This is a genomic window from Paenibacillus pedocola (assembly GCF_031599675.1).
Lineage (GTDB): Bacteria > Bacillota > Bacilli > Paenibacillales > Paenibacillaceae > Paenibacillus_AQ > Paenibacillus_AQ pedocola.
Map to the genome: position 1 here is coordinate 3434092 of NZ_CP134223.1, position 26467 is coordinate 3460558.

Consider the following 26467-nt stretch of genomic DNA (forward strand, 5'->3'; position numbering starts at 1 on the left):
GATGGAAAATAGAGTTGAAGATCTGAAGTATAGAATTTGTTTAGAAGATGGGTATACTACGTGGATTGAAAGGGAAGGGGAAGTATGGAATACCTAGTAGTGGATTCAGAATTACTCATGCGGTGGCTGATGGAATGGGGAGCCTGGGCAGTCCTCATAAGTTTATTGATAAATGTGGTCATAAGTGTTGTAGGAATCATTCCATCAGTGGCACTAACGATTGTGAATATGTTAGTCTTTGGCGTGGTTCCTGGATTTCTTCTCTCATGGGTCGGAGAAGTTTTAGGTGCAGCCGTCTCGTATCTTCTTTATCGCAAAGGCACCTTAACCTATAAGGAGAAATATCGCCCGAATAAAACCATCAAATGGCTGTCCCAGATTCAAACATTAAATCCTAAGCGTCAGTTTTTTAGCATAATAATTGCCCGATCAGCGCCGTTAATTCCTTCATCATTAGTCACTTTAATCTGCGTTATATCCAAAATAGGCTTTTCAAATTTTATAGTTGCTTCGGCGATAGGTAAAATACCATCATTGCTACTCGAAGCACTCATTGGCTATGGATATGTTAATCTATTGAACTATAAATTCTAGGTAATGATTACAATTTCGTTTCTTTTATTGATCGCCCTTATTTTTAATCTTGATAGAAAGAATAAGAGGTAATGCATGGATAATAGAAATGAGTTACTTTTATAAAGAGGTTTTTTGCGAATTTAAGCTCAAAACGGGCATTATACACTAAAAATGTGTAGAAACTATGTAGTTTAGAAATAAAATTATAAGATTTGAGAAAGCATTGACAGGCGATTTCTTGATATATTAAAGTGTAACTAGTTACAAAATATTAACCAGCTGCCGAATTTCGTATTGAAAACGGGGGAACCATTCCGGGTGAATTATTCTTGTGAGCAAGAGAATATAGGGAACCTTTAACCGAACCCTCAGCTAACTCCGTAGGCATTGAAGGGAGAACAAGGTTCTGAAGAAAGTCATTTTATCTTTACTAGGAGCTGCAGTTATTTTCACAACAGCTGTACCAAATACTTTCGCAAGTGAGGTAAGCCTGGAGAGTGAAGTGAATCAAGTACTCGGGACACCTTATTTATGGGGTGGAACCACTAAGGCAGGATTCGATTGTTCCGGATTCATCCTGTATGTACTAAAAAAGTTTAATGTGGATGATCTTCCACGCACTTCCCAGTCACAAGCTAAAGTAGGGACACCCGTTGCAAAAGAAAACTTACGATCAGGAGATTTGGTGTTTTTTAATACCTTTGGTAAAGGTATCTCCCATGCCGGAATTTACTTAGGCGATGATCAATTCGCCCACTCCTCAAGCAGTAAGGGAGTAAGCATAAGCAAGTTGTCCGAAGGATACTACAAAGATCGTTATGTTACGGCTCGGCGTGTAGTAGATAAAGAGAGTTATCTTAGTATGGTAAATTAAGAATTAGTTGAGGGGTATCCCAAAAGCCACTTATGGCTGCAGGGATACCCCCTAGTTTTGATTTGCTCAAAAAGAAACTAATCCATCAAGCAATTCTAAACCAGATGCCTGTAAATGTTCACTTGATCAGCGGTGAAACGTATTGTGGTGTTTGTAAGGAGCATGAGAAGCCTGAATTGTTTATCATCATTACGGGGACAGCATCCATAGCTGTTTTTTATTGGGCCATTAAGCGTGTTACATTTACAAATAAGATCGAACAAAAAGGAAAGGAACTGTACTTAATCAAATTGTCTCAATTCAGCGGATCCATTTAATTTTTTTAAGTCACCTGCTAGAACTTACTTACGCTCGCATCATTGATGATTCCTTTGCGGAGGTAAGCCTCGATGGTACCGTCGGCAAGCTTCGTCAACTGAACAAGACTGTTGCGGGACAGCTTTGCCCATGACTTGATATCTTCGAAAAATCCTTGGTCAGAGGCCGTTACTTTTAAGAGTTGCCCGTCTTGCAGTCGGGCATACTCTTTTTTACTTGAACGATCGGACCTGGACAGCAGAGGCCACAGGCGTCAATGACTGCATCAGCATTCAAATTGTCAGTTACAGATAACTTTTCATTTGAAGCCGTATTTTTGTTTTTCGGAACATATTTGCTGATCTGATATGTTTTGTAGCCACCTGTCAGATTCTTCACCTTGAACCCCTTTTGTATTAAGATCCGGGATGCAGTGTAGCCTCTCAAGCCGACCTGGCAATAAACCCATATCTCTTTGCTGGCATCAAGTTCATCCAGACGATTACGCAGATCATCGACAGGAAGGTTAATAGAACCCTCAATATGCCCATTTGCATGTTCTAGTTCGCTTCGTACATCCACTAGCATTGTAGTGTCCAAATTTCGGCTGGTCAAATCTCCAGGTACAAATACTTCAGTCATTCCGTTAATAACATTCTCAGCCGTGTATCCGGCCATGTTAACCGGATCTTTGGCTGAGGAATATGGGGGAGCATAAGAGAGCTCCAGTTCAGTTAAATCCGTAACGGAACCCTTAAAACGGATTACTGTGGCAATATCGTCGATTCGTTTGTCCACCCCGTCATAACCGACAGCTTGTGCACCCAAAACCCTGCCATCCTCGTTAAAAAGAAGTTTTAAGGATAGCGGAGTGGCTCCAGGATAGTAGGAAGCATGGGAGTTTGGATGTACATAGACAACACGATACGGGATACCCAGCCGCTGCAAAGTTTTCTCGTTATTCCCGGTGGATGCACCAGTCAGGCCGAAGACCTTAATAATGGATGTGCCTTGAGTCCCTTTGTAAGTAGTGCCTAATCCGCTGACGTTGTCCGCAGCAATTCGTCCTTGTTTATTTGCAGGTCCAGCCAATGGAACAGCTGTCTTTTGTCCATTCACAAAATCCACGATCTCAACAGCATCACCTACTGCGTAAACATCTTTAAGGTTCGTCTCCATTCTCTCGTTAACCAGGATATGCCCCCTAGGTCCGAATTCAAGGCCGCTATCTTTCAGGAAAGTTGTATCCGGTGCAACGCCGATAGCCAGCAGGACTATCTCGCTTCGTAGAACCGTACCGCTTGCAAGATGAACCTGAATTTGCTCTCCAGACTCCTCAAAGCTCAGCACCATGTCGGAGAAAATTAGATTTACTCCATGATCTTCCAGCTCTTTGGACAATATGGCTGACATTTCGGAATCGAAGGGAGCCAACAGTTGAGGGCCAGCCTCAATTAGTGTTACTTCCAGCCCGGCTTCCTTCAGATTTTCCGCCATTTCTACTCCGATAAATCCGCCGCCGATCACTACTGCTGAACGTGTACGTTCTTCACTAACCTTAGTTTTGATTTTGTCTGTATCGGGAATGTTCCGTAGTGTGTGAATTTTGGAACTCTCTATTCCAGGTAGAGAAGGACGGATTGGTTTTGCGCCTGGCGACAGAATCAGCGCATCATATTTCTCCTCGTAAGAGCCTAGTTCTTTACTTTGTACAATAACTTTCTTACCAACAGGGTCAATAGAGATCACTTCACTTTGAATGCGAACATCAATATTGAAGCGCTTATGCATGGCTTCTGGCGTTTGTACTAGCAATTTGGAACGATCCTGTATGGAACCTCCAATATAGTAGGGAAGACCACAGTTGGCAAAAGAAATATACGGGTCACGTTCAAACATTACAATATGTGCCTCTTCATCCAATCTGCGCAAACGAGCTGCCGCTGAGGCGCCCCCAGCAACTCCACCGACAATCAATACTTTTTTATTCATGTTTATTCTCCCCCTAATATTTGTATCAGATGTTTTATTCGTTCGTCTTTAACGGAATAAATGATATTAAGGCCATTTTTCTCTGTCTCCACAATACCTAGAGATCTAAGCTTCTGGAGATGTTGGGAAACCGTTGATTGTGGAAGTTCCAAACATTCCTGCATGTAGGTCACATTGCAACTTCCATTATCGATGATTCCTTTTACAATACATAATCTAACCGGGTGGGCTAAAGCCTTTAATAATTCAGCCGCCTGAGCATAGGCTTCAAATTGTATTTCCATTGACTGAGAGATCACCTCGATTCACTAAAACGTTATATCGTAATATTAGGATATTGAGATATAAAAAGCAATCCCTACATTTTGTCGAAAGTATGGCAGGTTGTGTGCATGGGTCAAAGTAGTTAATTTTCTAATCCATTGCTTCATCTATGAGCAAGGTTATTCGTGTTTCTATTCTGCATTATCCAAATTAATAAAAAATCAGTTGCTCACAAACACTATTGACAAACGGGTTCAACACAATTATGATTTATTCATGCCAATACCCATACGGGTATAAGTATTAAATTTTAGCATCCAGATAATTTACTTCAAGGAGGTTCTGAAATTGCCAATGATTAAAGCAGATCAATCACTGGATTGCAAAGGACTGGCATGTCCGATGCCGATCGTGAAAACCAAGAAAGCGATGGACCAGCTTGAAGCGGGTCAGGTCATCGAAGTTCAAGCCACCGATAAAGGCTCTCTAGCCGATATTAAGGGATGGGCAAAGAATACCGGACATCAATATTTGGGAACCATTGAAGAGGATAACGTGCTCAAACATTATCTTCGCAAAGCCAGCCCGGATGAGATTAAGGAGCAAAAAAAATATATGCATGTTATCTCTAATGAAGAGCTTGAGAAAAAACTGGCGAGTGATGAGAAGGTGATGGTTCTCGATGTTCGTGAACCTGCTGAATATGCATTTAATCGAATTCCAGGTGCGTTATCCATTCCTCTCGGTGAACTTGAGAATCGTTTGAATGAACTCAATCGAGGAGATAGTATCTATGTTATTTGCCGGACGGGAGCACGTAGTGATCTGGCGTGCCAGCTGCTAGCCGCAAAAGACTTCAAAGATGTGCATAATGTTGAACCTGGCATGTCCGAATGGACAGGATTAACGAAAAATAACGAATACAATAACTAAACACTAAATGGAGGTATTAACGTAATGAGTACAAAAGTAGCTATTATCGCAAGTAACGGTGGTTTGTTTGATGCCTATAAAGTGTTCAATATTGCCACAGCTTCTGCGGCAACCGATGCCGAAGTAGCAATCTTCTTCACCTTCGAGGGATTGAATTTGATTCATAAACAGGCGCATCACCAGCTGCCATTGCCGGCTGGACGGGAGCATTTTGCCGAAGGATTTAAAAATGCCAACGTTCCATCCATTCCTGAGCTGGTTGAAATGGCACAGGAGATGGGCGTCAAAATCATTGCCTGCCAAATGACTATGGATGTAATGAATTTGCAGAAAGAAGATTTTATCGAAGGAATCGAAGTCGGAGGCGCGGTTACATTCCTGGATTTTGCGAAGGATGCCAATGTCTCACTAACATTTTAATTAAAGGAGGAACCGATACATGGAAGCTACAAAAGCACTGAGTGTAATGACAGCCCGGGAACTTACCAGATTGGTTCTGGCCAGAGAAGAACTGTTTATTCTGGATGTTCGTAATGAGAATGACTTTAAAGACTGGAAAATTGAAGGCGAAAAGATTGATGTTATCAATATCCCATATTTCGAACTGCTGGACGGTGTGGATCCTGCACTTGATCAAATTCCCAATGGCAAAAAGATCCTTGTCGTATGTGCCAAGGAGGGTTCATCCAAATTTGTGGCTGAGCAGATTGCCCAGGCGGGAAGAGGTAATGTGCACTATCTGGAAGGCGGAATGAAATCATGGAGTGAGCATCTGGAGCCTGTCAAAATCAGTGATTTGAAGGGTGGGGGATCGCTTTACCAATTTGTTCGAATCGGTAAAGGATGCTTGTCTTATATGGTTGTATCAAACGGTGAAGCGGCCGTAGTGGATACACTCCGGATGACAGATGTCTTCGAAGAATTTGCGAAAAGCCAAGGAGCAACGATCAAGCATACCTTAGACACTCACCTCCATGCCGATCATATCTCAGGCGGCCGGAAATTGGCGGAAAAGATCGGAGGCACCTATTGGTTGCCACCTAAAGATGCTGACGAAGTTACTTTTTCGTATGATAAATTGGAAGAAGGACAGGATATTACTGTTGGAAATACAACGATTCGGATTGAGCCGGTATATTCACCGGGTCACACAATCGGTAGCACTTCGCTTATCGTAGACGAACAATTCCTGTTGACCGGTGACATCTTGTTCATCGAATCGATCGGACGTCCTGATTTGGCCGGCAAAGCAGAAGACTGGGTCGGCGATCTTCGTGAAACACTCTATAACCGTTACAGAGGACTATCTCAAGACTTAATCGTTCTTCCGGCTCATTTCGGAAAAGTATCGGAACTTGGGGAGGAAGGAAAAGTTATGGCGAAGTTGTCGGACCTCTATGGTAAAAATCCAGGTCTGAATATTCAAGAGGAAGCAGCATTCCGGCGCACTGTAACGGAAAACCTCCCACCTCAACCGAATGCATACCAAGAAATCCGTCAAACGAATATGGGAAAAATAACACCTAGTGAAGAAGAACAGCAAGAGATGGAAATCGGTCCAAACCGCTGTGCCGTTCACAATTAATAAGAGGAGGATTTAATAAAATGCAAGTAGATCTTATGGTCGACACGAAAGGATTAGCTTGTCCAATGCCGATCGTAAAAGCAAAAAAAGCCCTGGACGGTCTTACCACTGGTCAAGTCATGGAAGTACAATCAACGGACAAAGGTTCTGTCAATGACTTTCAGGCATGGGTCAAACAAACCAAACATGAGCTTATTCAATATGAGGAAGAAAATGGCATCTATAAATTCTTTGTAAAGAAGATCTAAAAAATAAGCGGACACGCATGAGCGTGTTCGCTTATTTCAAGCAATCATAAACAATTCGTACACCAAGAGAGCCATAGCTCTCCTCTTTATAATGACCTTTAGGGCAAGTCTTGGTACAGCAGGCAGCATTACTGTCGGCATACAATCTATCGCTGCATATTGGACATTTATCTTCAAATAGAGATTTCAACACGCTAAACATGCTTAATCACTCATTTCGCATTATTTTACTTGGTATTATTATACCCGTATATTTCTGATTCGTATACATTTTTATTGTTTTCTTGTTTACCATATAAAGGAAGGTGGGACTGATGGATATACTGCTTTTTATCGTAATGGTATTGCTCGGTCTGGTCGGTTCTTTCTTTTCGGGATTGCTTGGGATTGGTGGAGCGATTATAAATTATCCGCTGCTCTTATATGTCCCCTCCTTACTTGGGGCAGCCCATTTCTCAGCCCATGAAGTGTCGTCGATTAGCATGTTCCAAGTTTTTTTCGCTTCGCTTGCAGGAGTTATTGCTTTTCGCCGAAAAAAAAACAATGGGGCTGTTGTTCATAAGGGTCTAGTAGTATATATGGGGAGCAGCATTCTCGTGGGCAGCCTGGCTGGAGGATATATCTCGGGGCTGCTAAATGGAGAAGTTATCAATTTGATTTACGGAATCCTTGCAGTACTAGCGGTTATACTTATGCTTATCCCGAGAAAAGGAAGCGAAGAACAGTCGGATCATCTAACATTCAATAAAGTCATTGCAATAGGCGCGGCTATATTGGTAGGTATCGTTTCAGGAATTGTAGGAGCAGGCGGCGCATTTATTCTTATTCCTATTATGCTTACTATTCTCAAAATCCCCACTCGTACAACCATTGCCTCCTCGCTTGCTATCGTCTTTATATCAGCAATCGGTGGGTTAATCGGTAAAATCTCGGCTGGGGGTATTCCTCTGGAACCTACAATCTATACTGTAATCGGGAGTCTGCTGGGTGCACCACTTGGATCCAGGATAAGCTCCAAAATGAATGTTAATGTGCTGCGGTATGGATTAGTCGTCTTAATTGCCCTCACGGCAGTCAAGGTATGGTCTTCCATTCTATAATCATGCCGTATAAATCATAAAAAGATTTGTACTAAAGATTTTTCATGTTATAATACCTATAGGGGTATATGTATTAAGTAAAATGAAATAAGAAGAAAGGTGATGATTAATGATGGATTACAATTATCCGGATGAAATGAAAACACGTTTACGCAGAATCGAGGGTCAAGTCCGGGGTGTGCTGCGAATGATGGAAGAAGGACAGCCGTGCAAAGAAGTTGTAGCTCAATTGTCTGCCGTACGCAATGCATCCGATAAAGCCATTGCCCAAATCGTCGCGGAGAATCTGCGTATTTTAGCTGAACAAGCTGAGGGTAACCAAAATACCGAGAAAATGGTCAAGGAAGCCATCGCACTTCTAGTAAAAAGTCACTAACGGATAGCTTTAAATTAATAAAAAAATAAAGGAGAGATTAACATGGCATTCAAAATTTCAAAAGAAATCACACCCCAGAAGGTAGCAGCACAGCTCAAGAAAGGGGAGTCCCTTATTATGCTGGATGTTCGCGAAATGGGAGAATGGGCAGAGGGGCACATCGCCGATGCCAAGCATATTCCTCTTAGACAGCTTTTGGAACGGCAACATGAGCTGGATCCTGCACAAGAAACGATTGTCATCTGTCGAAGTGGGAGCCGGAGCGGTCTGGCTTGCGAACTGCTAACTGAAAAAGGATATAATGTCGTGAATATGACCGGTGGGCTTAATGCCTGGACGGATGTATTAGTTCGTGATTAAATCCTTACAGGACAGTACTGCAGTAACTGGAGGCATAATCAGCTGCTTCAGCGCTATTGAAAGGACAGGACAACATGATAACACTTTTGTACTTTTTGACTGGAGCAGAGGTCTTATGGTTATTGCGCCAGTTATGGCCCGTTCGTTCAGTTTCCTATATGAATGTTCACAACTGGATCCAAGCTAAGGAAAGTTTAAATTTGAAAATGCTCGATGTCAGGGATGCTTCGGATTATTTGGAAGGACATATTTCCGGCTCGATAAATATATCTTTAGGGCGTCTTCCTTATGTATGGCAACACGATCTATTTCCTGATGATAATGTACTAATTCTGTCCAACAATTGGTACCAAAGTAATAAAGCAGCAAGAATCCTCCGTAAGCTTGGATTCCACAGTTTGTTCGCCATACAAGGTAATGTTTGCTCTGCACAAGCAGACTTTCAAAAAACACCAGCAAAAGGAGGAAGGCATTGTGGACACAGGTTTAATCATTAACATTGCAGTGATTGTATTGTTGCTCTGGTTTGTCTATTCCCGTATAAGACCAGCTAAAGGATTAAAGGCGCTCAGCGCTAAAGATTTCCAAAATGTGATGGAGAGCAGTGATAAACGGTTGCTCATAGATGTACGGGAGCCGGGAGAGTATAAGACTGGATATATCAACGGTGCGAAGAACATTCCATTATCCCAGCTGTCGGGTCGCTTAGGGGAAATACCTAAGGAAAAAGATGTTTTTCTATACTGCCGTAGTGGTATGCGAAGCAAGAATGCGGCAAGAATTCTGCTGAAAAACGGTCATACAGAGCTTGTTCACCTGCAAGGTGGCTTAAGCGCGTGGAGCGGTAAGCTGAAACGTTGATAAGGGATTCATCCGTTTAGGATAGAAAAATTAACATCAAGAGGATGATGCGTAGTGTTCCATTACACTGTTGAAACAACCAAATCACCTGAAGAAGCAATCTTAGCACTTACAGAAAACTTGAAAGCAGAGAAGTTCGGCGTTCTTTGGCAGATGGATATGAAGGAGAAACTTCAGGAAAAAGGCGTAGAACTTGAGATGACCTATCATATCCTGGAGGTTTGTAATCCGGTTGAAGCGAAGCGCGTGTTGTCCGAAAATGCTCTCGTTGGTTATTTTCTTCCTTGCAAGCTTGTAGTGTATGAAGAAAACGGTACTACTAAGATCGGGTTGCCGAGACCAACAAGTCTTATTGGGCTAATTGAAAATGACAAGTTAATGTCTATCGCATCCGATATCGAGAAGCGACTTATCTCTTGTGTAGATAAAAGTCAGTAATATGATTTCTACTTTAGTTAGTATGCTCTGATTGAATGGAGTGGATTTCATATTAACTACAGCCTAGTACCGGTCGGTACTGGGCTTGTTTTATTTGGATGTGGCTTAACGGCTGATTGCCACATGTAAGCTGCTCGAAAGCGGGCGGTAAATGTATGCTGTGCACATACTGCTTGGATGGATGACCCTAATAGTTATGATCGTCGGGTACCGTTTATTCATCAATAAGGTTCGTAACAATCAAATTAACTTAAAGGAAATAAGAGGTTAGTGGTGATGAGTAATCTTTATTCAACAACTTCCATGAACTGTATTTGCGGAAATAAAACATTAATCAGTTCCGCAACCTGCGGGTCCTTGATTTGGTAGATAACTTCTAGTCCTTTTCTGGACCCTTCAATGATGCCGGCACCACGCAGCTTCTGTAAGTGCATGGACAGGGTGGATTGAGGAAGCTCTAGGCAGTTTTGCATTTCGGTCACATTACAGTTTGTTTTTTCTATCAACCCTCGAATAATACAAAGGCGAACAGGGTGCGCGATGATTTTTAGCCATTCCGCTTTTCTAATATAGTGTTCTTCCAAAGAGGTCACTCCCTTATTGGTTTAGTCTTACATTATAACATCATGATATTGAGATATAAATACTACCCAATATTACAAGAACCACCAACCCAAATATAAGGGTAGATTCCGACCTAAATACATATGTACAAAATACGGGTTTTGTGAATAAGTTGTCATGCATAATGTTGTACAGCCTGATTAACACTGATTTTCATAAGAATTTATTTAGCTTTGAGCTTATTCATTAATGCTACTATCCGGTTGTTCTTTGTTTCTTCCTTTTTAGCAATTTCAATATAATTGATCTGCTCTCGTTTAAGGTAATCAGGCTGATTTAGAAATGTATTCAGAATGTGATGATCTTCAAGGTTCCTTGTAAGGTAATCTGGCAAAACAATATTACGGTTATTCTCAGATTGTTTAAGAATTACATGGACTTTATCTCCAAGCTCTTTATGCACAGCTCTACGGATAAATTCATTGTATACAAAATAATGCCCATTTTTTGACGGTAATAATGTATGGTCAAACTCGTGCCCGTCAACAATGATTTGAATAGTTACTCTACCGTTAGTATTGAATATTTCCTTTACTGAATAAGGAAAATAAACTACTTTCCATTTCATTTTACCTTCCAGCATCTTGATCTCACTATCAAATTCATAGACCATACTGATTAACACTCCTTAGAATAAGAAAGCTTATTTCCATATTAGGCTAGAACTTTTCACCCTGAATCACTACATTAACAAAATATGGAATGTAGTGACTGTATTCTTGCTCTCCATGAAAAAAACCTTCTCATTCCAGGCAGTGGCTTTGGCAAATTTGTGAACCCCAATTTATTTAACAGTAAACCCTAAATTTCAACATGCAAAACAAACCCTGAATTAATATTGAGGATCAACGGCTGCCCCGTTCCACTCCACCTGAAAGTTCTAATGTTAAGGGTCTCAATGCCTTGGTATGATTCAGGTAGATAAAAGCGTCGTAACGCTTTGAGATCACAGTCGGCACATAGTTACCTCTCTCCCGTTCAGGATGATACACCACTCCAATGGCACGATGCCCTACCATCATCTCATCAAGTGCCGGATTCTCCTTGTCCATTAATAGCAGCTGATCCCGAGCTCCGTTTCTGTGCAGAAGTTCTTCCCAGCTGTTCTTGATTGCGGGTGGCACCTTCATTTCCTGCATGGGTGCACCCCAGCTTTTGCCGGCAATGACAGTACCCTCATAAGTGCCAAAACCGATTGCGTACACTTGGCTGCCATGTTGTTCCCGCAGAAGCTGTCCAACGTTAACCATCCCTTCATCCACCATATCCGTTGCCCGGGCATCTCCGATATGCGTATTATGCTCCCAGACCAGAACCCGTGAATTCTCCCCGTGAAATTCCATCAGCTTCTCCAGTGCCGATACCATGTGCCGGTCACGGATGTTCCAGGAATCCGAGTCGTGGCGGATCATTGTTCGATAATACGATTCCGCACCTTTTACAGCCATTACATTTAATTCGGCACTTAGCGCATTCTCCTGATCGTCCGGATGAGCTTCCTTCCATTTGTCCTGTAGCTTGCCAAGCAGGGTAATGACATCATCCTCACAGCCCTCCCCATACAAGGAAGCAGAAATCCCGTAAGATTGCTCATCTCTGCTAAAAGGTTCGAAGCATTCAAAAGCCTTCCGGGCTGCTTCAAGATCTGCTTGGTCGTGTGTAGCAAGATATTTCAGAATTTCATCCATGGACTCCCACAGACTGTATACATCAATCCCGTAAAAACCGACCTTTTCCTTATCAGGTTTATCCTTATTGAAATCACGAAGCCACTCTGCAAGCTCCTGAATCTCCTTGTTAGCCCACATCCAGGTTGGCCAGCGGTTAAAGTCATTCAATGCTGCTCCCGCATCAGCTGCGGCATCGGGATAACCTTTGATATAACGGTTTAAGGTGTAACAGGAAGGCCAATCCCCTTCTACTGCTATGAACCGGAATCCGTGCTCTGCAATCAGGCGTTTAGACAGCTCTGCGCGGACCGAATAGAACTCCGAGGTTCCATGCGAAGCTTCACCTAAAAGCACATACTGGGCTTTTTCCGCATGCTGTATCAGCTTGTCCATCGATTCTTTAGTTCCAAAGGGTATAGCCAGCTGGCTTATGGATTCCATAATTAACGATTCGCTCATCTTTTATTTCTCCTCACATGATTTCATATTGTTCAAAGTTTGCACGTTTTGGAGTGAAAACATTCGGATTAGGGATTGGACTTGGTTATTTTTAACTGCAAACAAAAAAACGGATACATAGTCCCTACATAGGACTGTATCCGTTTTTTGTCGACGGGAATGCAAATTTAAGTTACGTGGACAATCCATTCAGCATCCGCAGCAGCTTCTGGTATTGGTCTAATGTGTAATCATCTTCTACTCTATAACCGGATTTATAAAATATAATATCTCCCGTGCCATGGTCCAGCTGATGGTTTGCTTCAAGGATCCGTTTCAGGTTCTTAGCGGTTCCAACGCTTCCGGAAATAATATCTACATCGTCAGGAAACAGCTTTCTCAGCTCATTAGTGAAATATGGAAAATGCGTACAGCCTAATACAACAGTCCCGTACTGGCATAAATCAAACCTGGATAATTCATTCTTCAGATAGCCGATAACCTTCTCTTCGTTAAACTCGTACTTCTCCGCAAACTCTACCAGCGCCGGGAGCGCCAGACTGTCGACGATATCCTGATGATCCAGACGCTTCACCAGATTATTGAATTTCTCCTCTTTCAGTGTAAGGTTCGTTGCCAATACAAGCACTTTTTTGCGGTTAACCTCCCACTTTTGCACAGCGGGTTTGACAGCAGGCTCTATACCCAGAATCGGAAAATCATACTTCTCACGGAGCTCCTCTATCGCAATACTGGTCGCAGTATTACAAGCAATCACCAGAGCCTTAACACCCTGCGCAGCAATAAAATCAACGGCATTAAATATATAGTTTTTTACTTCTTCTTTGGGTTTCTCACCATAAGGTACATGTACGGTATCTGCATAAAAAATGTAATCCTCGTTAGGCAGAAGCTGTAGCGCTTGATGAAGTACAGTAATACCACCGATCCCGGAATCAAAAAATCCTATCCGCATCATTTCACTCTTCTCTGTATGTTGTCGAATCTATTTTACCATGCAGCAGTTCTCTGCACCATTTCCAGCGACTAAATAAGTCAAAGCAGCAAATACCCTGTTAGGCAGAGTCATTGCTGCTTTGCTGGTCTCTCCTATTGTATTAGCTTATTTCAAATACGTTCCTGTCTCACCGATTCCGCCGCTGCCATTTAAAACATATACCCGTGCATTACCTTTACCGGAGCAGGTTAATGTGATTGTGCCGTTTGTAACCATTTTGCTGTCACCGGTCACTGCATCTACATAGGTGCCGTTAGGAATCCCGCTAAAAGTAGCATTGCCCGAGATCGTTACGAGCGCAAAGCTGTCTATCCCTTTGGAGGCGTCTGTGTATCTTCTCTTAAAAGCCAATTCACCGCTCACGTTCTCCGTGGAATATTGGCCTTTTTGCAGTGCCGGCACGGCTCTCCGGATCAGATTAAGCTGCCGGATGTGCTTGGCCAGCGGATAATTGAGCGAATCAGCAAGCGTACCGGTTGCATTGGTATATTTCCCGAAATCCTGAACCGTCACGCTGCCTTCAATGTGGTCGCCATAGTAGGCACGTCCGGTTGTGCTGAGCGGCGCATTCGGGCCCGGATCGATAACTTTGCCTTTCTGGAATTCGATTTCGGATCCATAAAATATGGCCGGGATACCCCGGAAGGTGAACATTAGCGCCAGATTCTCAGCCCAGGTATCCTGCGTTCCGGCGAATCTTTGATTCTCCGGCGCCTGATCAGGTGCATAGTCATGGGAGTCCACGTAGGTCACATTCCATGTAGCATCGTTATAATACTGATCACCGCTCCGCATACTGAAGGCTTCCTGCGCAGACTTGAACGCCCAGTGCATCGGAAAATCGATGACATCCATGCCCGATTTCATTGAATAATCCGGAGCGTGATACGTATTGCCGATCAAAAAAGCATTGTTCGAGGTAGGCTGCCCTGCGGTTGTTGAGTTGTCCGCCCATTCCTGTTCAACAGACAGCTTGTTGGAAGCGTAATCATTTTGACCGTCGCCAGGGTACGATTTCGCAGACTTCCAGGTATAGAACGGCGTTGAAATCGCCGGTATTCCGCTGTTCCATACATCTCTGTAGCGGGTGGCCACTTCACCAAAGATGAAGAAGTTAGAACCGCCTCTGGCTTTCCAGGCAGGCACAAAATACTTATTGAAAATATAACGGCTCACATGCTTCACGGTATCCACGCGGAAGGCATCTACGCCCATATCGATATACTGGTTATAGCTGTCGATCAGATACTGATTCACCACTGGGTTCTCGGTGTTGAGATCCACACAGTCACCGGCGATCTGTCCGGTCTGAACCGTGTAGGATTCCCAGGATAAGCTCTTCTCAGTATGATAGATGTTATTGTTGGTTTCTGCTGTTTTCATAAGTGCTAGCCTTGCCTGATATTGCTGGTCGGGTGTCATGGTATCGTAATTGGCAGGCAGCTTATCCGTAATTTTGAGCAGGTTAGCGATCGTATCTGCCTTGGTGGCATCTTTCTTGAACATCGGGAACAGATTCTCTTCCCCGAAGTTACCGGTATGATTAACAACAATGTCCTGGATGACCTTAATTCCTTTGGCATGAGCGGCAGTGATCAAATCCTGATAGGACGCACCAGCCGACTCATATCTTGGATCGACTTTGGCAAAATTGATCGCATGATAGCCGTGGTAATCATAACCGCTGGCATTCTGTACGACAGGCGTAATCCAGATGGCGCTGAAGCCGAGCGCTTTGATATAATCGAGCTTTTGAATCAGCCCTTTGAAATCCCCTCTCCAGGCCGGATCTGAATCCGGATTCCCTGCTTTGGCGTCATCCCAGGCATGAACGTTGTTGCTGGTATCGCCATCGTAGAAGCGGGAAGTGATCACGAAATAAATGGAATCCTCCCGGAAGTCTCCTTTATTGCCAATACTGTACACAAAGCTTTGGGTGGTCCGGTTGCCGGCTGCGTCGATAACAAGGAACTTTAAGGTTGTGGTCTTGGAGATCAGAATCGATGGTCCGGCCAAACCAGCCAACGCATTCCCGGAAATATAGACTTTAGAGCCTGAAGTCGGTTCTGTACCATCATCTGTATAATACGCCGAAGTAGTTGCAGCTTTGTTGTCTTTGATATTGAAAGAGACGGTAACTGCAGTGGTGGATTGCCCCACTGGCAAATTGGCTGTAATGGTTGGAGCCTGCAGGTCGGCATTCAGATCAATTACATAGGCAAAAGATGCCACGCTGCCTGCCTGGCCGCTGCTATTGACTCCAAAAGCCTTGATCGTCAAGGAGGAGGACACTTGAATTGGTGCTGTATACAAAACCGATGCTGTCGTCGGTGTTGTACCGTTGGTTGTGTAATATATTTTATCGCTGCTGTTACTGCTGGTAAGTGCAATCGTTTGTGCGGAATCGTATGTTTTTGGAGCAGGTGAGACTGTGATTACCGGGATCTTAGGCGCTTCCGGATTGGTGTCATACCAGACGTTATCTGTGTAATACCAGCTCTCCTTGATAGTTCGCGCCAAGTCGGCTGTCTGTTTGCCATTGCTGTCGTTGAAGATTAGGCTTGTGCCTGCTGCGCCGGCAATCGTATAGCTGTACCAGTCATTTCCGTCTGAATTCATCAGAATTCCCGGCCATGCCCCACTTATCGGGACCGTCGCCGGATTCAAATTCCAGTAATGAATACGGACCGCTGAATTCCATGTAGAAGGCTTTTTAAAATGAACCGTAATGCCGGTTGCCGTGGATGTTGGCATCGGTGAGACGGTAGCTGTCGGTGTCGCAGTTGGTGTGGCTGTGGGTGTGACTGTTGGGGTTACAGTTGGTGTTACTGTAGGAGTTGGAGTAGCTGTTGGAGTTACAGCTGGTGTGGATGTTGCCGTAGCTGTCGGTGTAGCCGTTGCTGTTGGCGTTGCAGTTGGAGAAGTCCCAGGCAGAACAGTTACATAATCTATATTAATATTTCCGCTGTCAGCCCCATCGTATTTATAGGCAATCGTATTATTGCCTGCCAGCAAGGTAAGCGGTTCTGTTTGATCGGACCAGGTATCCCAATTGGCCAGATTAGCCAAGGTGGTTTGTTTTACCTTTGTGCCGTTAACATAAACAGATAAAGTCTTGGCACTGCCGGAAGCGTTAGCGTAGTGCAGGGTTGCATTATACGCTCCTGCAGCTGAGGCTTGCACAGTGAAGGTTGTAGACGCTCCGCTTGCTGTGTATCCGTCCACAAACCCGGTTCCGGAATAGCCGGAATGATTCGTATTGACTTTGGCGCCGCCTGACAGGACTGCACTTTCCGCTTCGTACTTCCCGGCGGCAGGGATAATGACGGTCCAGTTCTTCCCGCTGTTATTGTCCCAGCTGTCTGCCGGAGCCGTAATATGATAGCAATACGTTAATGTTGCACCTTCAGCGACAGTGATGTTGGCCGTGAATGTTGTTCCGCTCTTGGTCATGGCTGTATCCGTAAACGTCGTCCAGTTACTCGTAGTCCAATGCAAAGTTACAGCGGTCGCTGTAGTGTTTGTGTACGTGACTGTATAATTGGTATTACTGGCAGAAGCTCCGCCTGCTGTCCCGAACAAGCCGAAGCATAGGGCAATAATAACCAACCAAGAAAGAAAACGCCTCGTTTTATTTCTTACCAAATAAATTACCTCCTCATCGAATGTGAATCGATTTTAGAATGCGCAAACGTTTGCAAGAATGAGAATAATAGAACACTTTAAGCATCGATGTTGTAGCATAACCACCCCCAGGGTCCGATGGGAAAGATCCATTGTATGCGTTTGCAAAACAAGATTTACATAAGGTGAAAACACGCCTCCCCTTATCCAATGAATTTTTCTTGATTCTGATTATAGTGTCCCGCCTATTCCCGGTCAATGGATCTTTTGAGCTATAATCACAATTATTTTTCTAAATAATACTCACTCATTCTAATTATTAGGCATATAGAAACCGGTTTCCTATATTTTCAGAAAAACCTTGAGATATATTCTGTTTCTGCAGGAAATAGCCGTCTGGTTTATAGCTTTATTAACGTAAAATTTCTAGTTATTTAAACAAAAAGAGGAGTTCAATTGAACCCCTCCGCTCTTCCTGCTTAACGCCCAATCCTATTAATTGTTGATCGTCAGATTAAACCCGGACTGAATGTAATTCAGGCCCGGATAAGCAATATTGCTGGTGATGAGATTATTGAAGGCAGCTGATCCGTTTCCGGTGTAGGTGTAGATGGCGGCACCTTTATGGGGCCCGGAGAATCGTGATGTGGTGATACCGTCAAGTCCTGTTCCGTTAATATTAATGTTATTAAATACAATATTCTCAAAACCGCCTCCGTATCCGAACTGAATTGCATCACGCTGGGTAGTGATGATATCAATATTGGTGAAGGTAACATTTTTAATTGCATCATTGGAAGCTTCCAGGTCTATCGCACCACGTTCACCGCCGTACAGGTCCTTACTGGTGCCGCTGCCTATAATCGTCGTATCTGAGAACACAACCCCGGTATTATTCTGGAAATGATAGCCCGGGAAGACCGTGTTCATCCGGATGCCGGAACCGCCTACCGTATCAATAATATAGTTATGGTCTGCCTTGTGGCCGCTTCCGCCAAAGAAAGCTATGGCTGCTGCACGCCAGTTATTTTCAATCGTGTTATACGAAAATGTGTTGTTTACTCCTGCCGGTGCACCGTTAGTGTTGCTGGTCCACACCGCTAGCCCGTCATCTCCATTGTTACGGATGCTGCTGTTGCGCACAACCGAGTTGCTGGTACCCTGGGAGAAGTTGATGCCGTCGGCCAGATTATTACGGATACGGCTGTTCTCAACAACCAGCCCGCTGGCATGAATCGCCGGGGTATGCGCATAGTCCCCGACCCACATTCCGCATTCAAAATGCTCCACCCAGACATCATGAATAACCGAATTGGTCCCGAAATTGTCCATGAAGCCTTTATAAATTGCATTCTGTCCGTAACGGGAACGTAAGTTCGAGTTCATGTAAACGTTGCTGAAATCCAGCTTGCCGGTAACCCGCAGCGAGATGCCTCCACCCGCCGCATTAGGATTTGTAAATTGAATATTGGTGTGCCAAAACCCGGCCCCGGTAATTGTGATGTTATTGATTTTATTGCTGACCGAGCCGATTTCCCACATGCTGCTTAAGTTGAAGGTGCCCTCCGGGATATAAAGACTTTTACCGGCTGCAACCGCTGCAGTAACAGCTGCTTTGAAGGCAGCCAGATCATCCTGTCCATCGTTCGCTACAGCACCGTGGTCGGTCACGGATACTGAATTTGCCGGACGGACAATTACCGCAGGAACCGGTTCGATCTCCAGGAAATCCACCCCATATTCGTTGCTGTCCCCGTTGTTCTTCTGAATGCGGATGGTATCTCCGGCCTTGAGTGCAGTATCCAGCTTGAAGTGTACTTCATCAAAGCGGAACAGCGGACGTCCGGCACTTGGAGCATCACCCGGCATATCGCCCGAGAAATACTGCCAGCTGTAGTACGAAGTCAAAGATACAGTTTTGACCTTACTGCCGTTAACATAGACATCCAGCGAACCATTCAGGCCCATACCATCGGCCGAATCTGGCATCGAGAATCGCATGGTAACCCCTGCCCCTCCCTGACCGGATCTAACGATCCATTCAGCATAAGCGCCGTTTGACGGGAGCGCGATATACTTCTGCCCGGAAGCTTCCGAAGCGGTCAGTGACTGGTCGAAGGTAGGGGCTGTTTTGAGTGTTGCAGCTCCGCCTCTTACGGCATCGTCGGTATCATACCGGCTGTAAGGGACACTTGCTCCACGCAAAGCGTAAACCACCAGGTTGGTGGTGTTCACATTATTGGTCTGTTTCGAGGCTAGCTCGTTGGAATCTGCAGAGACGGTCGTAGTCAACGTGTAGTTCCCATTAACCGCCGTCCATGTTCCTGGGATGGCAACATTAACCGATGCATTCGCTGCAATTGTACCGTTATAAGTACCGTTAAATGTCTGCAGGGCTGATCCCGCAGAATTTTTAAGAACTACAGTAATAGCATGTGCGCCGCCGGCAGAGGAAACGGTACCCTGATTTTTGAGGTTTACCGAAAAGCCTACACTGTTGTTGGCCACTGGGGTCCCGGGGCTCCAGGATGTTGTTCCCACCAGATCGGAGCTTGATACCGGACTCACCAATAGCGCAGAGGCATGGTTGTAGCTGTTGTTGGCATCGTTCTGCTCAATAACCGAATTGTTCTCATCCACCTTGGCACTGAGCGTATAGCTGGCTGCGGCTTTAGTTCCGGCATTCAGCGATACCGTTGCAGAAGCCCCAGCAGCAAGGGTACCTACGGAAGCAGAGCCTGCGAGTTCACTGTTCAAGTAGAAATTAACGATGGTCGCTGGAGATGCTGCGCTGCCGTTATTTTTGACAACTGCATTCAGCATAATTGCACTGGATTCATCCGGAGCTGACGGTGTCCAGGACATCCCGGTAATCGTCAAGTCAGGATTGGGTGCCGGGGTACCATAAACCTGAAATTCGGCGATTTGGCCGGCCGGAGCCCCGCTGTTCGAGGTAATGTTCAGCTGCAGGCGTTTCACTGTTGCCGTTACCGGAATAGTAACTGTGTTGCCAGCGGCCGGATTAAAGGTATATACCTGTGCGGATACCAGATTACTAAAGGTTGTGGTCGTCTGGTTATGGCCCAGCACTTGAATGGTTTGGGTACGCATTCCCCATTCGGTTGCCGGATTCAGCTTCAGGACAATGGACGAGATATTCTGATTGGCCCCAAAATCAAGCAGCAACGTACTTGGGTTTCCGCTGCCCTCCCAATAAGTGGCGGTGTTGTTGTCATTCGCATTCGTGGGGACGTAGGTCTGAGTATACGAGGAAGCTGTGATAGTTGCACCGATAGCGATGTTGCCGCCTGGTGAAGCTGTTGCCGCAGGTGTCGGGGTCGGCGTGACGGTTGCAGTCGGGGTCGGGGATGGAGCCGTCGTTGGAGTTGGAGTTACTGTTGGTGTTGAAGTTGCTGTTGGAGTTGCTGTTGGCGCTGGTGTCGGTGTCGCTGCGGCAGTACCATAGATCTCAATTTCAGAGAACTGCGCCGCCGGCCAGCCTGTATTGGCTGTCACGTTCAGCCGGACATACCGGGTGCTTGCTGCGCTGAAATTAATGGTGACGGTGTTGCCACCAACCGAAGGGTTAAACACATAGGCTGCGCTTCCGACAATATTGGTAAAAGACGAGCCGTCTGTACTGCCTTGAACTGCCAGTGTTTGTGTCCGCGATTCCCAGGAGGCCGGCAGCTTTAATACGATCTGGTCGATGCTTGTATTCGCTCCCAGATCAATCTGTATCCACTGGGGAAACGCGCTGTTCGTACTCTCCCAGTAGGTGCCTTGATTACCGTCTTTTACATTATTCGGTTCATACGTCTGTGATTGGCCGCTTGCAGTGATCGTTTTGCCCAGTGTCAGATTCGGTCCGCCGGCTGCAAACACGTTTCCGAAGGTTCCGGCAGCGAGATACAAGCTTGAGATCAGCATAGCCGCTATTAGAGACCATACGACATACTTGTTGCGCATTATAATCCTCCTCAGCAATGTGTGGATAGTAATGGGGTTGAAGTAACTACCGGTCCTCCTTTCCATGAAATACACACTCATTATAGTGACTGATCAGTCCCGGCTATAAGAGGCATTTCTACGAAAAAGATAGGTATTCCCATGTTCTTTGCAATAAAATCCCAACATCGTCTTTATGCAGAAGGATTACTGAGCAATCTACTGTCTCTTTCCCCGATATTTATCTAAATTTTAATTTATCTCTTTAGATTAGCCTTATAATTTACGATATAAATAACGTAGATTTTAAACATCCAGAGATGAGAGAGAGTTGTTGTCGTGATGAGCTTATTGGCGAATCGGAAAGTATCAGTGAAAATTATGGGGTTAGTCGGGTTGTCGATTTTTTTTATGATGCTGATCGGATTTTCAGGACTTCACTACCTTAATAAAATCAATGGTAACGCGAAGCAGATGTACCAGCACTATATGGTTCCCAATGAGCTGCTAAATCAGATTATTATCAACAACGCTCAGATTAACGCTCTACAGCTGGAACTGATGATACCCACTAACCAGACTGTCTCCAGGCAAAAGGACATCAATGACTCCATTAGTTCAATCATCACCGGCAGTATTGCTGCCCAGAAGCAGATTGAAAGCATCGGCATGACGGGCGATGTGAAGCAGCAATACGATACCTTCAAAGGCATGATTGCCAAGAGCAACGAAGCCCGCGATCAGATGTTGGGCAAGCTTGAAGCTAAACAGATGGCGGAGGCTTACACTGTGTTTGCTAAGCAGTTGTCACCTATCCGCACTGAAATTATGAATATCCTAATCTCCATTAAGAATTTGAATCAGGCTTCTGCTGCCGAGCTTAATCATAGCAATAAAAATGATGCCTCAGCGAGTCAACTCAATTTGTTCATACTGTTGGCTGCATCTGTAGCCGTATGCGGAACTATCAGTTTGCTGCTCTCCCGCATGATTACCCGCCCTTTGAACAGACTGAAATCGCTGATGCAGGATGCCCAGAGCGGGAATCTTTCCGTAAAAGGCAGCTATAAATCCAAGGATGAGATTGGTGTGTTGACTATCGGCTTCAATGATATGATTGCCGGGCTGCGGGCAATTATATCGAAGATCGGCGAACATTCCCAGATGCTCTCTGCAAGCTCTGAGGAGCTGCTCGCCAGCTCCATGCAGACCAGTGCGGCCAGCAGCCATATCGCAGAAGAAATTCAAGCGGTAGCAGATGGATCGGCTATGCAGCTCAGCGGTTCACAGGAATGCAGCCGGGCTATGGATGAGGTTGCCACCGGAATTCAACGGGTTGCCGAATCCGCATCTGATGTGTCCAGCATTGCCAGCTATACCACTGAACAGGCAGTGCTGGGCAGCGGGAAAATCACCACGGTCAGCGGCCAGCTGGACATCATCCTTGGCACCTCTCAGGCATCTGCGGCCGTGATCAAAAAATTGGATAATCATTCTCAGGAGATCGGTACAATCGTGGGCTTGATCAGCGGAATTGCCCAGCAGACCAATCTTCTGGCGCTTAATGCTTCCATTGAAGCGGCACGTGCCGGAGAGCATGGCCGTGGGTTTGCTGTTGTGGCTACAGAGGTGCGTAAGCTTGCAGAACAGTCCAATCACTCCTCTGGTCAGATTGCCTCTATTTTGACGGAAATTCAGACGCTGGTGCTGGAAGCCGCCCAAATGATGGACAAGGAAAGCACCGAAATCCAGGTAGGTCTTACGGGCATGCACGAAGCAAAGCAGACGTTTGAGCAGATTGTCGGCTACATTCAGGAATTAAACCAGCAGCTCGAGGAAGTCTCAGCCGCGTCCCAGCAAATCTCAGCAAGCTCTGAAGAGGTTAGCGCCTCCCTTCAGGTCACTAGTGAAATCGCAGGCTCTTCCTTAAATAAAACGCAAAATGTCGCAGCCGCTTCCGAGCAGCAGCTGGCGACGATGTTAGAAGTAGAAGATGCTGTGAAGTCACTTTCGGGGATGGCCGAAGAATTGCAGGAGTTGTCCTCAAAATTTAGAATTTAATATGCACATCTTAACGAAAGAGCCGCCATATCTGCGGCTCTTTTTGGGCTGCCTGTATATAATCCTTCTGGAGACTGGGAATACTAACCAGCACTTCACGGGTTGACTGTATCTATATTAAGGTTTAAATTTAAATTGTTAATATGTATTAACTATTAAAACTTTTAAAGTATTTTTCATAATTTCCGAGGTGATAACTACTGGATAAACACGATCAGCTCTCTGATTTAATCAGCCGGCACATGATGACACTGGTGGCAAGCTACGCTAAGCTGCTGGATAACAACCTGACGGCACCGCAGTATTTCATTCTGCAGACGCTGGCGAAGCAAGATCTGCAGACCAGCTCCTATTTTGCCGGAGTACTGGATGTCACCCTATCAGCTATTACTAACTTAAGCAGCAAGCTAGTTCAGAAAGGTTATATTGAGCGGGTCGTTTCTGAAACTGACAGGCGCCAAGTGATGCTGAAGATTACCGAACAAGGCCGTGAAGTCGAACAAAACATGCTGGAGCGCTACCGTCAGCTGACAGCAGGGTTATGGGATGAATTTAATGAAACGGAACTGGATCTGATGATCGGCTCCTACCAAAAGATGATTGAGCATTTGGAACAGACAATGTATGGAACCAAATTACAACTTCAGGGGGAATAATGTCATGGGAAGATTAGATCATAAGGTAGCTATTATCACGGGAGCCGCGGGCGGTATGGGTAAAGCAGACGCCCTGTTATTCGCCAAGGAAGGTGCTAAGGTTGTCGTTACAGACCTCCAGGAAGAAAAGCTACAAGAAGTTGTGTCGGAGATTAGGGATAACGGCGGCGAAGCCATCGGGCTGAAGCAAAACGTCACTTCTGAAGAGGACTGGGTCAATGTCGTGGAGGAAACGCTTCGCGCTTTCGGCCAGATCAATATTCTTGTTAACAATGCCGGTGTCTCCGACCCTATAACATTCATGGAACAAACCGTAGAGCGCTGGGAGCGGACGATGAGTATTAATGTTACCAGCATTTTTATCGGTCAAAAAGCGGTTATTCCGCACATGATCGCAGCCGGAGGCGGCTCCATTATCAACATTTCTTCGATCGCCGGACTGACCGGCGGCAGCGGTGCAGGACCTTATACAGCCAGCAAAGGTGCAGTCCGTATGCTGACCAAAGCTACAGCGGTCGACTATGCAAAACATAACATCCGCGTGAACTCGATCCATCCCGGTTATATCGAAACGCCAATGACAGAGGATCTGCTGAAGGATGAGAAGATGAAGCAGTGGTTCTATTCACAGACTCCATTGATGCGGCTGGGCACTGCAGATGATATCGCAAAAGGTGTTCTGTTCCTCGCTTCAGATGATTCCTCTTACATTACAGGTGTCGAACTGCCGATTGATGGCGGTTATTACGCTAAATAAGCTGGAGTTATTTCTCCATAACGAAAGCGGCAGGTCCAGACGATAAGATTCGTCCAGCCTGCCGCTTTTTTTTTGTTAAATCCCGCTATACCGCCAGATGCACGGATCCGTCCTCGTAGATGTCCACTCTTTGCGCGCAGAGCAGCATCCCAAGCCCGTTCGCTGTCCCTTTTTCACGGATATCCCTTTGCCGGCGTTCCCAGATCTCCCGGTCATGAATAATGTCGTACTGGTAATAGTTTTCTGTGCCGGCTGTTTCCATCACCTCCACAAAAATGAAGTTATCCTGGAACAATGTGCGGAACCAGTCCGCTGCCTCCGGATGGGAACTAAACCTAGGGAGATCCTGCTCAAAGCGCTCCGGCAAATAACGCTGCTTCAACCTGCCGATCCTGATGTAATACTCTTCCAGATTATCAGAAGTAATCATAGGTTATCCCCCTTGTGATGAAATTTGCATAAAAATATCATATTTAAGGCAGAGCGCCTATGACATTGTGCATTCCACCGGATGAATAATGGCAAAATAAAAGACCGGGAGATCCGCTCTCCCAGCCTTGCCTGTTAACGGATATAGTTATCGAGGGCCTTGTTGAGATCCTCCAGCACCTTGTCCTGATTGCCGTGATGGACGGCTTTGACCACACAGTTCTCCAGGTGATCCTTCAGCAGCAGCTTCGCCGCTTTGTCCAGCGCCTTCTGGATGGCAGCAATCTGCAGCAATACCTCTGAGCAGTCACGGTCTTCAGCGGTCATTACTTTAACAGCACGGACATGCCCTTCAATCCGGGCCAGCCGGTTAACAATCTGCTTACGGTATTTATGCTCGAAATCCTCGTCATGAAAATCCTCATTTGTATCCTGATCCATAATTACCCCCAGCTTCATTCTGTCTTCTCTCACAAATACCAGCTAGAGGTATTATAACAAGAATAGGTATAGTGTGTTAGCTAGTTTGAATATTTGTATTTAAGATTACGTTTTTATCTATGGTTGGTTATACTTGTAAATTAGACATGAGGATTTATAGTTGTAGTAGATGGATGTTATAGTCTCGAATTCACTTATCTTAAGGCGGGGGATACATGGAGAAGCAAAAGTTAATACGTATCTTTGATAAGCAAGCAAACCAATATGAGAAAAAAAGAGAAGATACCACTCAGAAGCGTTGGCGTAAGCATCTTGTAAGTCATGCTAGGGGCGAGGTGCTTGAACTTGCTGTAGGGGCAGGTGCAAATTTCCCGTTCTATCCCCCCGGGATTAAGGTTACCGCAACTGATTTCAGTGAGGCAATGCTGGAGAAAGCAAAACAGGCGGCAACACATTATCATATTGACAGTGATTTCATCTGTTCGGATATTGAAGAAATGAGCTTTCCGGATCAGTCGTTCGATACTATTGTTTCAACCTTATCCTTTTGCAGTTACAATCATCCATTGATGGTATTGGATAAAATCAGCCGCTGGTGTAAACCGGATGGGCAAATTCTTTTCCTGGAGCATGGGGTCAGCTATAATCCTGCATTATCCATTGTTCAAAAAGTATTTAATCCGCTTTTATACCGTGTTTATGGATGTCACCATACAAGAAATATTGTCGGACTAATTCAAGAGTCAGGTCTCGTCATTCATAAGATGGAAAGCTACTGGAAGGGCATGGTCCATCTTATTTGGGCGAAGCCCAAGCAGAAGTTTATTGATTAAAGTAACGGAGAGCTTTAGTTATTAGACCCATAACCCCCGCAGAATACCTGACGGGGGTTATGGG

At 45.0% G+C, this 26467-nt stretch carries 25 protein-coding genes, 1 pseudogene and 1 riboswitch; of the genes and pseudogenes, 16 read left to right on the top strand and 10 right to left on the bottom strand.

Annotated elements, in window-relative coordinates; all coding sequences use genetic code 11:
- Positions 1 to 84: 84 nt before the first annotated feature.
- Together QU597_RS14960 and QU597_RS14965 are read left to right on the top strand one after the other, a co-directional pair.
- The gene (locus tag QU597_RS14960; RefSeq protein ID WP_310828757.1) at positions 85 to 594 is read left to right on the top strand and encodes a TVP38/TMEM64 family protein; all 510 of its coding nucleotides are present in this window, start codon (positions 85 to 87) and stop codon (positions 592 to 594) included.
- 252 nt (positions 595 to 846) lie between these two features.
- Positions 847 to 978: riboswitch (cyclic di-AMP (ydaO/yuaA leader) on the top strand.
- A gap of 4 nt (positions 979 to 982) precedes the next feature.
- Positions 983 to 1450, top strand: coding sequence for a C40 family peptidase (locus QU597_RS14965; protein ID WP_310833324.1), 468 nt, complete (start codon positions 983 to 985; stop codon positions 1448 to 1450).
- A 367-nt stretch (positions 1451 to 1817) separates the two neighbouring features.
- On the opposite strand, the pseudogene QU597_RS14970 reads toward QU597_RS14965, so the two are convergent.
- Positions 1818 to 3739 (bottom strand): annotated as a pseudogene (locus QU597_RS14970) (FAD-dependent oxidoreductase); the annotation flags it as partial.
- Positions 3740 to 3741: 2 nt separating this feature from the next.
- A complete protein-coding gene (locus QU597_RS14975) occupies positions 3742 to 4023 on the bottom strand; it encodes an ArsR/SmtB family transcription factor (RefSeq protein WP_310828758.1) in 282 nt (93 codons plus the stop codon).
- Positions 4024 to 4357: 334 nt separating this feature from the next.
- On the opposite strand from QU597_RS14975, the gene QU597_RS14980 reads away from it, so the two are divergent.
- From QU597_RS14980 to QU597_RS15025, 10 genes are all read left to right on the top strand, one after another.
- On the top strand, positions 4358 to 4936 hold the full coding sequence (locus QU597_RS14980) for a sulfurtransferase TusA family protein (RefSeq protein ID WP_310833325.1): 579 nt from the start codon (positions 4358 to 4360) through the stop codon (positions 4934 to 4936).
- Positions 4937 to 4960: 24 nt separating this feature from the next.
- Positions 4961 to 5356, top strand: coding sequence for a DsrE/DsrF/DrsH-like family protein (locus QU597_RS14985; RefSeq protein ID WP_042236621.1), 396 nt, complete (start codon positions 4961 to 4963; stop codon positions 5354 to 5356).
- A 19-nt stretch (positions 5357 to 5375) separates the two neighbouring features.
- The gene (locus QU597_RS14990) at positions 5376 to 6521 is read left to right on the top strand and encodes an MBL fold metallo-hydrolase (RefSeq protein WP_310828759.1); all 1146 of its coding nucleotides are present in this window, start codon (positions 5376 to 5378) and stop codon (positions 6519 to 6521) included.
- Between the two features lie 20 nt (positions 6522 to 6541).
- Entirely contained in the window at positions 6542 to 6769 is a 228-nt protein-coding gene (locus QU597_RS14995; RefSeq protein ID WP_310828760.1) for a sulfurtransferase TusA family protein, read from the top strand.
- A gap of 314 nt (positions 6770 to 7083) precedes the next feature.
- Complete coding sequence (locus QU597_RS15000; protein WP_310828761.1) at positions 7084 to 7869, top strand: sulfite exporter TauE/SafE family protein; 786 nt, start codon at positions 7084 to 7086, stop codon at positions 7867 to 7869.
- A 112-nt stretch (positions 7870 to 7981) separates the two neighbouring features.
- A complete protein-coding gene (locus tag QU597_RS15005; RefSeq protein WP_310833326.1) occupies positions 7982 to 8245 on the top strand; it encodes a metal-sensitive transcriptional regulator in 264 nt (87 codons plus the stop codon).
- Positions 8246 to 8287: 42 nt separating this feature from the next.
- Positions 8288 to 8605: a rhodanese-like domain-containing protein gene (locus QU597_RS15010; protein WP_310828762.1), complete on the top strand. Its 318-nt coding sequence runs from the start codon at positions 8288 to 8290 to the stop codon at positions 8603 to 8605.
- Positions 8606 to 8679: 74 nt separating this feature from the next.
- Complete coding sequence (locus QU597_RS15015) at positions 8680 to 9102, top strand: rhodanese-like domain-containing protein (protein WP_310828763.1); 423 nt, start codon at positions 8680 to 8682, stop codon at positions 9100 to 9102.
- Entirely contained in the window at positions 9080 to 9466 is a 387-nt protein-coding gene (locus tag QU597_RS15020; RefSeq protein ID WP_310828764.1) for a rhodanese-like domain-containing protein, read from the top strand. The genes QU597_RS15015 and QU597_RS15020 overlap by 23 nt, the downstream gene beginning before the upstream one ends.
- Positions 9467 to 9520: 54 nt before the next feature.
- Positions 9521 to 9904, top strand: a complete 384-nt coding sequence (locus QU597_RS15025; RefSeq protein ID WP_310828765.1) for a DUF302 domain-containing protein — start codon at positions 9521 to 9523, stop codon at positions 9902 to 9904.
- 287 nt (positions 9905 to 10191) lie between these two features.
- Here QU597_RS15025 and QU597_RS15030 read toward each other — a convergent pair whose 3' ends face one another.
- The 6 genes from QU597_RS15030 to QU597_RS15055 all read right to left on the bottom strand — a co-directional run bounded on the left by QU597_RS15030 (position 10192) and on the right by QU597_RS15055 (position 21247).
- Positions 10192 to 10488, bottom strand: a complete 297-nt coding sequence (locus QU597_RS15030; RefSeq protein WP_310828766.1) for an ArsR/SmtB family transcription factor — start codon at positions 10486 to 10488, stop codon at positions 10192 to 10194.
- Between the two features lie 203 nt (positions 10489 to 10691).
- On the bottom strand, positions 10692 to 11141 hold the full coding sequence (locus QU597_RS15035) for a YdeI/OmpD-associated family protein (protein WP_310828767.1): 450 nt from the start codon (positions 11139 to 11141) through the stop codon (positions 10692 to 10694).
- Between the two features lie 232 nt (positions 11142 to 11373).
- Positions 11374 to 12657 carry an erythromycin esterase family protein gene (locus tag QU597_RS15040; RefSeq protein WP_310828769.1) on the bottom strand — a complete coding sequence of 428 codons (1284 nt, stop codon included), beginning with the start codon at positions 12655 to 12657 and terminating at the stop codon, positions 11374 to 11376.
- A 172-nt stretch (positions 12658 to 12829) separates the two neighbouring features.
- The gene (gene murI / locus QU597_RS15045; protein ID WP_310833327.1) at positions 12830 to 13612 is read right to left on the bottom strand and encodes a glutamate racemase; all 783 of its coding nucleotides are present in this window, start codon (positions 13610 to 13612) and stop codon (positions 12830 to 12832) included.
- A gap of 147 nt (positions 13613 to 13759) precedes the next feature.
- Positions 13760 to 17299: an alpha-amylase family glycosyl hydrolase gene (locus QU597_RS15050; protein WP_310828770.1), complete on the bottom strand. Its 3540-nt coding sequence runs from the start codon at positions 17297 to 17299 to the stop codon at positions 13760 to 13762.
- Between the two features lie 474 nt (positions 17300 to 17773).
- Positions 17774 to 21247, bottom strand: a complete 3474-nt coding sequence (locus QU597_RS15055; RefSeq protein WP_310828772.1) for a discoidin domain-containing protein — start codon at positions 21245 to 21247, stop codon at positions 17774 to 17776.
- A gap of 321 nt (positions 21248 to 21568) precedes the next feature.
- Here QU597_RS15055 and QU597_RS15060 point away from each other — a divergent pair, with 321 nt between their 5' ends.
- From QU597_RS15060 to QU597_RS15070, 3 genes are all read left to right on the top strand, one after another.
- Positions 21569 to 23287: a methyl-accepting chemotaxis protein gene (locus QU597_RS15060; protein ID WP_369698855.1), complete on the top strand. Its 1719-nt coding sequence runs from the start codon at positions 21569 to 21571 to the stop codon at positions 23285 to 23287.
- A 242-nt stretch (positions 23288 to 23529) separates the two neighbouring features.
- Positions 23530 to 23943: a MarR family winged helix-turn-helix transcriptional regulator gene (locus QU597_RS15065; protein ID WP_310828775.1), complete on the top strand. Its 414-nt coding sequence runs from the start codon at positions 23530 to 23532 to the stop codon at positions 23941 to 23943.
- Positions 23944 to 23947: 4 nt separating this feature from the next.
- Positions 23948 to 24700, top strand: coding sequence for an SDR family NAD(P)-dependent oxidoreductase (locus QU597_RS15070; RefSeq protein ID WP_310828776.1), 753 nt, complete (start codon positions 23948 to 23950; stop codon positions 24698 to 24700).
- 85 nt (positions 24701 to 24785) lie between these two features.
- On the opposite strand, the gene QU597_RS15075 is transcribed toward QU597_RS15070, so the two are convergent.
- A complete protein-coding gene (locus QU597_RS15075; protein WP_310828777.1) occupies positions 24786 to 25130 on the bottom strand; it encodes a hypothetical protein in 345 nt (114 codons plus the stop codon).
- Positions 25131 to 25264: 134 nt separating this feature from the next.
- Complete coding sequence (locus tag QU597_RS15080) at positions 25265 to 25588, bottom strand: metal-sensing transcriptional repressor (protein ID WP_310828778.1); 324 nt, start codon at positions 25586 to 25588, stop codon at positions 25265 to 25267.
- Positions 25589 to 25785: 197 nt separating this feature from the next.
- On the opposite strand from QU597_RS15080, the gene QU597_RS15085 reads away from it, so the two are divergent.
- Complete coding sequence (locus tag QU597_RS15085) at positions 25786 to 26403, top strand: class I SAM-dependent methyltransferase (RefSeq protein WP_310828779.1); 618 nt, start codon at positions 25786 to 25788, stop codon at positions 26401 to 26403.
- Positions 26404 to 26467 lie beyond the last annotated feature (64 nt).

Coding starts and splice junctions, on each gene's coding strand:
- QU597_RS14960 (WP_310828757.1), top strand. CDS start 85: ATGGAATACCTAGTAGTGGATTCAGAATTACTCATGCGGTGGCTGATG.
- QU597_RS14975 (WP_310828758.1), bottom strand. CDS start 4,023: ATGGAAATACAATTTGAAGCCTATGCTCAGGCGGCTGAATTATTAAAG.
- QU597_RS14980 (WP_310833325.1), top strand. CDS start 4,358: ATGATTAAAGCAGATCAATCACTGGATTGCAAAGGACTGGCATGTCCG.
- QU597_RS14985 (WP_042236621.1), top strand. CDS start 4,961: ATGAGTACAAAAGTAGCTATTATCGCAAGTAACGGTGGTTTGTTTGAT.
- QU597_RS14990 (WP_310828759.1), top strand. CDS start 5,376: ATGGAAGCTACAAAAGCACTGAGTGTAATGACAGCCCGGGAACTTACC.
- QU597_RS14995 (WP_310828760.1), top strand. CDS start 6,542: ATGCAAGTAGATCTTATGGTCGACACGAAAGGATTAGCTTGTCCAATG.
- QU597_RS15000 (WP_310828761.1), top strand. CDS start 7,084: ATGGATATACTGCTTTTTATCGTAATGGTATTGCTCGGTCTGGTCGGT.
- QU597_RS15005 (WP_310833326.1), top strand. CDS start 7,982: ATGGATTACAATTATCCGGATGAAATGAAAACACGTTTACGCAGAATC.
- QU597_RS15010 (WP_310828762.1), top strand. CDS start 8,288: ATGGCATTCAAAATTTCAAAAGAAATCACACCCCAGAAGGTAGCAGCA.
- QU597_RS15015 (WP_310828763.1), top strand. CDS start 8,680: ATGATAACACTTTTGTACTTTTTGACTGGAGCAGAGGTCTTATGGTTA.
- QU597_RS15035 (WP_310828767.1), bottom strand. CDS start 11,141: ATGGTCTATGAATTTGATAGTGAGATCAAGATGCTGGAAGGTAAAATG.
- QU597_RS15040 (WP_310828769.1), bottom strand. CDS start 12,657: ATGAGCGAATCGTTAATTATGGAATCCATAAGCCAGCTGGCTATACCC.
- murI (WP_310833327.1), bottom strand. CDS start 13,612: ATGCGGATAGGATTTTTTGATTCCGGGATCGGTGGTATTACTGTACTT.
- QU597_RS15055 (WP_310828772.1), bottom strand. CDS start 21,247: ATGCGCAACAAGTATGTCGTATGGTCTCTAATAGCGGCTATGCTGATC.
- QU597_RS15060 (WP_369698855.1), top strand. CDS start 21,569: ATGAGCTTATTGGCGAATCGGAAAGTATCAGTGAAAATTATGGGGTTA.
- QU597_RS15065 (WP_310828775.1), top strand. CDS start 23,530: ATGATGACACTGGTGGCAAGCTACGCTAAGCTGCTGGATAACAACCTG.
- QU597_RS15070 (WP_310828776.1), top strand. CDS start 23,948: ATGGGAAGATTAGATCATAAGGTAGCTATTATCACGGGAGCCGCGGGC.
- QU597_RS15075 (WP_310828777.1), bottom strand. CDS start 25,130: ATGATTACTTCTGATAATCTGGAAGAGTATTACATCAGGATCGGCAGG.
- QU597_RS15080 (WP_310828778.1), bottom strand. CDS start 25,588: ATGAAGCTGGGGGTAATTATGGATCAGGATACAAATGAGGATTTTCAT.
- QU597_RS15085 (WP_310828779.1), top strand. CDS start 25,786: ATGGAGAAGCAAAAGTTAATACGTATCTTTGATAAGCAAGCAAACCAA.